The 6,035-nt window shown below is 71.7% G+C and carries 5 protein-coding genes and 1 pseudogene; 5 read left to right on the top strand and 1 reads right to left on the bottom strand.

Annotation, left to right across the window (positions count from 1 at the left end; translation table 11 throughout):
- The first annotated feature begins 254 nt into the window (after positions 1–254).
- The 4 genes and pseudogenes from BU204_RS37370 to purH all read left to right on the top strand — a co-directional run bounded on the left by BU204_RS37370 (position 255) and on the right by purH (position 4,724).
- Positions 255–938 (top strand): DUF5336 domain-containing protein, encoded by a 684-nt coding sequence (locus BU204_RS37370; protein ID WP_075130515.1) that lies wholly within the window; start codon positions 255–257, stop codon positions 936–938.
- A 127-nt stretch (positions 939–1,065) separates the two neighbouring features.
- Entirely contained in the window at positions 1,066–2,451 is a 1,386-nt protein-coding gene (locus BU204_RS37375; protein WP_083661987.1) for a cell division protein PerM, read from the top strand.
- A gap of 86 nt (positions 2,452–2,537) precedes the next feature.
- Positions 2,538–3,143, top strand: a pseudogene (gene purN / locus BU204_RS41020) (phosphoribosylglycinamide formyltransferase); the annotation flags it as partial.
- A gap of 3 nt (positions 3,144–3,146) precedes the next feature.
- Positions 3,147–4,724: a bifunctional phosphoribosylaminoimidazolecarboxamide formyltransferase/IMP cyclohydrolase gene (gene purH / locus BU204_RS37380; RefSeq protein WP_198943119.1), complete on the top strand. Its 1,578-nt coding sequence runs from the start codon at positions 3,147–3,149 to the stop codon at positions 4,722–4,724.
- A 146-nt stretch (positions 4,725–4,870) separates the two neighbouring features.
- On the opposite strand, the gene BU204_RS37385 is transcribed toward purH, so the two are convergent.
- A complete protein-coding gene (locus BU204_RS37385; RefSeq protein ID WP_143230043.1) occupies positions 4,871–5,527 on the bottom strand; it encodes a hypothetical protein in 657 nt (218 codons plus the stop codon).
- Positions 5,528–5,753: 226 nt separating this feature from the next.
- Between BU204_RS37385 and BU204_RS37390 the strand changes: the two genes are divergently transcribed.
- Positions 5,754–6,035: ATP-binding cassette domain-containing protein (locus BU204_RS37390; protein ID WP_143230044.1), on the top strand; the 282-nt coding region annotated here is incomplete at its 3' end.

The raw sequence follows: 6,035 nt of genomic DNA on the forward strand, positions 1-6,035 counted from the left end.
GAAGGTCGGCAAGACCCCGTCCGAGACCGCCGAGCTCGCCCGCCAGCTCGTCGGTAAGACCGGCTGACCCGGCCAGCGAGTCAACCACAGGTGGGGCCGGGCGCTGGTGTAGCGTCCGGCCCCACAATGGTCTCGTGGCACGGGAACCTCCGGTGGGCCACGGTCGTCCGAGGGCGGGGAGGCCGGCTGCCAGCCGGCTCGTCCACGATCGTTCGCATAGCAGTCGCGTCGAATGAGCTGAGGAGAGCAACGCGATGACGTTCCCAGGCGGTGCGCCGGGTGGATACCCGGGTCAAGGCCCGCAGCAGCCGCTACAAGGCCCTGGCGGCTACGGCCGCCCGCCCGGGAGTGGTCCCAAGCTCGGGCTTCCGCAGATCGCGCACCTGGTCACCGCAGGCCTCGGTGTGCTGATCCTCTTCCTGGCCTTCGCCAGCGTCTCCGACGGCGCCGGCGTCTCGTTCTACGAGAACCTGCTCGGCTGGGTGCCGGCGCTGATGCTGGCCGGCGGTCTGATCAGCGCCAAGGTCATCCTTCCCGGGGAGGACAAGAAGCCGGGGCTGCTGCCGGTCGCGCTGATCGTCCCGACCGGCCTCGCGTTCCTGTTCACCGTCTTCACCTCGGACGGCGACCTGGGCGCGGGCGGCATCATGGTGATGATCTTCGGCATCCTCCAGATGATCGCGGCCGTCGCGGCGTACCTGTTCGACTCGGGCATCATCAAGCCCCCGGCGCCCAACCCGTACGGGGGGCAGGGGCAGCCCGGCGGCATGTACCCGCCGTCCGGTGCGTTCCAGCAGCAGCAGCCCCCGCAGCCGGGCCAGTTCGGCCAGCCGCCGGCGGCTCCTCCGGGGCAGCAGACCACGTTCGCGCCGCAGCAGGGCCAGTTCGGCCAGCAGCAGCCTCCGGGCACCCCGCCCGGCGGCTACCCGCAGCAGTAGCGGTTCGTACTTCGATGGGGTGGTACCGGTGTTCTGGTGCCACCCCATCGCCGTTCCTCACCTGATCAGGTGAGCCCGGGCGCGCCGTGACCCGGACCGATGTGGTCCACATGCGACGGTTGACCACATGGCGTCGTCACCTCCCGACCTGGATAACGCCGACGCCATCGGCGAGGACGCGGTCTCCGGGCTCACCCGGTTCCGCGTCCTCGCCATCGCCGCCGTCGTCCCGGTGGTCACCGGGCATGCCGCGGTCGCCGCGCTGTTCGCGCTGACCACGGCGGTCGCCCCGCTCGCCCACTTCTCGACCTCCGGTGTCCTCGCCGCGGCACTGCCCGGCTGGCTCGCCGCACACCAGGTGCCGATCGCGCTCGGCGGCCCCGAGCTCGGCGTCCTCCCGCTGCTGCCGACGTTGGCCGTGGTGATCCTCGTCGCCCACGCCGCCGCCGGCGCCGCCGACCGGCTCGCGCTGTCGACCTCCCGCGAGGCCGCCCAGGCGGTGGCGGCCATCGCCGGGACCCACGCCCTGACCGGCGTCGTGACCGCGGCCCTGTACCCCGCCGGGTATGTGGAGGTCGACCCGCTGCTCGCCGGCGCCTACCCCGCGCTGCTGTCCGCGCTCGCCGCGACGGCGGGGGTGCTGCGTCGGCGCGAGGTCGCCGAGCCGTTGCTCGCCCGGATGGACGAGGTGGCGCTGGCGGGGCTGCGCGCCGGGGCGTTCGCGGTCGTGCTGCTGCTGGCGGCGGGTGCGGCAGTGGTGACGTTCGGCCTGCTCACCTCGCTGGGGACGGTCGGCGACATGGTCACGGCGTTCGGGTCGGACGCCGGGACCGGGATCGGCATGCTGCTGCTGTCCCTCGGCTACCTGCCGAACGCGGTCGTGGCGGGGACGTCGTTCGTCGCCGGGCCGGGCTTCTCGCTCGGTGAGGTCGTGGTGTCCCCGCTGGTGTTCAGCGGTGGGCGGGTACCCGTGCTGCCGCTCCTGGCCGCACTGCCGGAACGCGAGGCGGTGTGGTGGCCGGTGCTGTGCGTGCTGCCGGCGGGCGTCGGGATGCTGGTGGGCCGTCGCGTGCGGGCTCTGGACGTGGAGCCCATGGGTCGGCTGCGTGCCGTCGCGGTCGCGGCGGGGGTGGTCGCCGTCGCGTTCGTGGTGCTGGCGGGAAGCGCGGGCGGCCGGTTGGGGACAGGAGCCTTCGACCCGGTCACCCTGCGCCCGGCGGCGGTGTCACTGGCGTTGGTGCTGTGGGTGGCCGTCCCCGCCGCGATCGTCACCCTGCTCGGCGGCCCGCACCCGGTAGGCGCACTCCCCGGCCTCATCCCCGCCGAGGACGAACCCCCGGACGCCGACGAACCCCCGGACGCCGACGAAAACCCGGACGCCGACGAAGACCCGGGCCAGGACACGGAGAGTTCGGGTGAGGATGGGGATGCCGACGACGCCCCACCCGACGAGGCGGACGGTGCCCCCGCAAGCGGCCCGCCCGGGCATGGCGAGCCGGGGGACGTGCCCTAGCTGCGGCCCCCACGTCCCGACCAACTTGATGGCGCATAGGCTGCGGCTATGCGTCCCTGGAGCTCCCGCTGAGCGCGTCGGCCTCGGTGAGGCCGGACGTTCCCGCCCGGGTCGTCGTGCTGGTTTCCGGTTCGGGCACCCTGTTGCAGGCCGTGCTCGACGCGAGTGCGGATCCCGCCTACCCCGTGCGCGTCGTCGCCGTCGGGGCAGATCGAGACGGGGTGGAGGGGCTCGCCCGTGCCGAGCGGGCGGGTGTGCCGAGCTTCGTCGTGCGGTTGGGGGACCACCCCGACCGTGCGGCCTGGGACACCGCCCTCGCCGACGCCGTCGAGCGGTACCGGCCCGACCTGGTGGTCTCGGCCGGGTTCATGAAGATCCTGGGGCCCGCGTTCCTCGACCGGTTCGGCGGCCGGGTGGTCAACACCCACCCCGCGCTGCTGCCCGCCTTCCCTGGCGCGCACGCGGTCGCCGACGCGGTGGCCCACGGCGTCCGCGTCGCCGGGTGCACCGTGCACCTCGTCGACGCCGGCGTGGACACCGGGCCGATCGTGGCCCAGCAGGCCGTGCACGTCACCCCGGACGACGACGTCGAGACACTGCACGAGCGGATCAAGGTCGTGGAACGTCGCCTGCTGGTCGACGTGATCGCGCTGTTGGCCCGGGAGGGCTACACGGTGCACGGACGAAAGGTGAGCATCGGAGTGAGTGACGAGCGGCGCCCGGTTCGCCGGGCCCTGATCGGGGTTTCGGACAAGGCGGGCCTGCTGGAGCTCGCGACCGGCCTGCACGCGAGCGGCGTGGAGATCGTGTCGACCGGCGGCACCGCGAGGGCGATCGCCGACGCCGGTGTTCCGGTCACGCCGGTCGAGCAGGTCACCGGTTTCCCGGAGTCGCTGGATGGCCGGGTGAAGACCCTCCACCCCGGCGTGCACGCAGGCCTGCTCGCCGACCTGCGCAAGCCCGAACACACCACCCAGCTCACCTCGCTCGGGATCACGCCGTTCGACCTGCTCGTGGTGAACCTCTACCCGTTCGAGCAGACGGTCGCCTCCGGCGCCGCCGCCGAGGAGTGCGTCGAGCAGATCGACATCGGCGGGCCGGCGATGGTGCGCGCCGCGGCGAAGAACCACGCCAACGTGGCTGTCGTCGTCGACCCGGAGCGCTACGGCTGGGTGCTCGACCAGGTGCGCGACGGTGGTTTCACGCTCGCCGACCGGCAGGCGCTCGCGGTCGCGGCCTTCCGGCACACCGCCTCCTACGACATCGCCGTGGCCTCCTGGATGGGCAACGTGCTCGCCCCGGAGCCCGACGGCTTCCCCCGCTGGGTCGGTGCCAGCTGGGAGCGGCGAACCGTGCTTCGCTACGGCGAGAACCCCCATCAGCAGGGCGCGCTCTACGTGTCCAGCCACGGCGGCACCGGGCTCGCGACCGCCGAGCAGCTGCACGGCAAGGAGATGTCCTACAACAACTACACCGACTCCGACGCCGCCTGGCGTGCCGCCCATGACCACGAGCAGCCCTGCGTCGCGATCATCAAGCACGCCAACCCCTGCGGTATCGCGATCTCTACAGTGGACGGTGTGGGCGCGATCGCCGACGCGCACCGCAAGGCCCACGCCTGCGACCCGTTGAGCGCCTTCGGCGGCGTGATCGCGGCCAACCGCGAGGTGACCGTGGACATGGCCGAGCAGGTGGCCGAGGTCTTCACCGAGGTGATCATCGCACCGTCCTATGCGGACGGTGCGCTGGACGTGCTGTCGCGCAAGAAGAACATCCGCATCCTCGTCGCGCCGTCGCCGAGCCGTGGCGGTGCGGAGACCCGCGCGGTGTCCGGCGGGCTGCTGATGCAGTCCCTCGACGTGCTCGACGCCGAGGGCGACGACCCCGCCAACTGGACACTGGCCACCGGCAAGCCGGCCGACGACCAGACCCTCGCCGACCTGGCCTTTGCCTGGCGCGCCTGCCGCGCGGTGAAGTCCAACGCGATCGTGCTGGCCGCCGGCGGCGCCACGGTCGGTGTCGGGATGGGCCAGGTCAACCGGGTCGACGCGGCCCGCCTGGCGATCACCCGCGCCGACGACCGCGCCTCCGGCTCGGTCGCGGCGTCCGACGCGTTCTTCCCCTTCCCGGACGGCCCGCAGCTGCTGCTGGACGCGGGTGTGCGCGCGATCGTCCAACCCGGCGGCTCGGTTCGCGACGCCGAGGTGATCGCCGCCGCGGAGGCGGCCGGCGCGTCGCTGTACCTGACCGGAACCCGCCACTTCTCGCACTAGTCCGCCTCCCCGGGTTTTTAAGTGTTGGTTGCGTTCCGGCGTGGGTGGGGGTTGGGGACGTGGGGGGTGGCTGGTTTGCGTCACGTTCCCCTGAGGTTGCTGTTGGGTGGGGGGTGGGTTTTGGGCAGGGAATGAGTTGGGGTTGGTTAGTTGGTTTTGATGGTGCCGGTGGGGGTGACGCGGAGTTGGGACTGAGGGCTTCCGCCGCCGCAGCCGGGGCCGTTGGGTTCGGTCATCGTCGGAGTGACGTCGAGGGCCTGGTCCACGACGGCCTTGCCGGACCGATCGGTCAGCCGCAGGGTGGCCCGTACCTCGGCCTCCGGCAGGTCGGGAACGGTCACGAAGCCGTGGAGGGCGCCGGTGCGGCGCATGCGGGCCGAGCAGAGCTCCCCGGTGCACGTGCTGGTCTCGGCCGCGGTCGCCGGGTAGAGGTCGACCTGATGGGTTCCGCAGGTCTCCGCCCAGCAGACCGCGAGCGTGCCCCCGCTGATCCGGGGTGCCAGGGCGGGGTCGACGTCCACGCCGAAGCCGGGCATGCTGCCGATCCCGGTGCAGTCGCGCGGGCTGGAACACGCCGCGCTCAGCGCGAGGACGAGGACGACGATCGGCAGCAGGCGCATGTCGATCGGACGTAGCTCCCGCCTGGTCCGGTTGCGTCGCGACGACGATCCGCTCTCAGTTCGACGCCGCCCATGGGTCGTGGGGTCAGCCTGCGCGGCCTGCTGACCAGCCTGGACGCCGACGCCGTCGAGCGGGTGCGCGGCAGGTTTCTCGGCCTGCTCGACCGCCGCGACAGCCCTCATCGGCACCGGCCGGATCCGGCCCGAACTTGCGCACCCGGGTACAAAAGCCGGGTCCTGAATTATCACCGGCAATCAAGAAACGGACCGTTGTCGCTCGTTCCTTGCCAGCGAGAATGAGACGTAGCTAACCTACTCGGCGGTAATAAACGCCGACGTTGTGTCGATGTGGCGGACTTTCTCCGACGCGTCGCGATGGCGCCTGCGTTGCCACCGGCGGAGGTGCGGATTGGGCGTCGAGGTTGCCGTCGAAGGGCTGAGCAAGTCCTTCGGGCGCCAGCGTATCTGGCAGGACGTGACGTTGACGTTGCCGGCCGGTGAGGTGAGCGTGCTGCTCGGCCCATCGGGCACCGGGAAGTCGGTGTTCCTGAAATGCCTCATCGGGCTCCTCAAACCCAACACCGGCCGCATCATTATCAACGATACCGACCTCGTCCGCTGTTCGGAGCACAAACTCTACGACATTCGGAAGCTGTTCGGGGTGTTGTTCCAGGACGGTGCGTTGTTCGGG

Source organism: Actinophytocola xanthii (assembly GCF_001921205.1).
Lineage (GTDB): Bacteria > Actinomycetota > Actinomycetes > Mycobacteriales > Pseudonocardiaceae > Actinophytocola > Actinophytocola xanthii.

Excerpts from the sequence above, each read along its gene's own strand:
- BU204_RS37370 (WP_075130515.1), top strand. The coding sequence starts at position 255 with ATGACGTTCCCAGGCGGTGCGCCGGGTGGATACCCGGGTCAAGGCCCG.
- BU204_RS37375 (WP_083661987.1), top strand. The coding sequence starts at position 1,066 with ATGGCGTCGTCACCTCCCGACCTGGATAACGCCGACGCCATCGGCGAG.
- BU204_RS37385 (WP_143230043.1), bottom strand. The coding sequence starts at position 5,527 with ATGAGGGCTGTCGCGGCGGTCGAGCAGGCCGAGAAACCTGCCGCGCAC.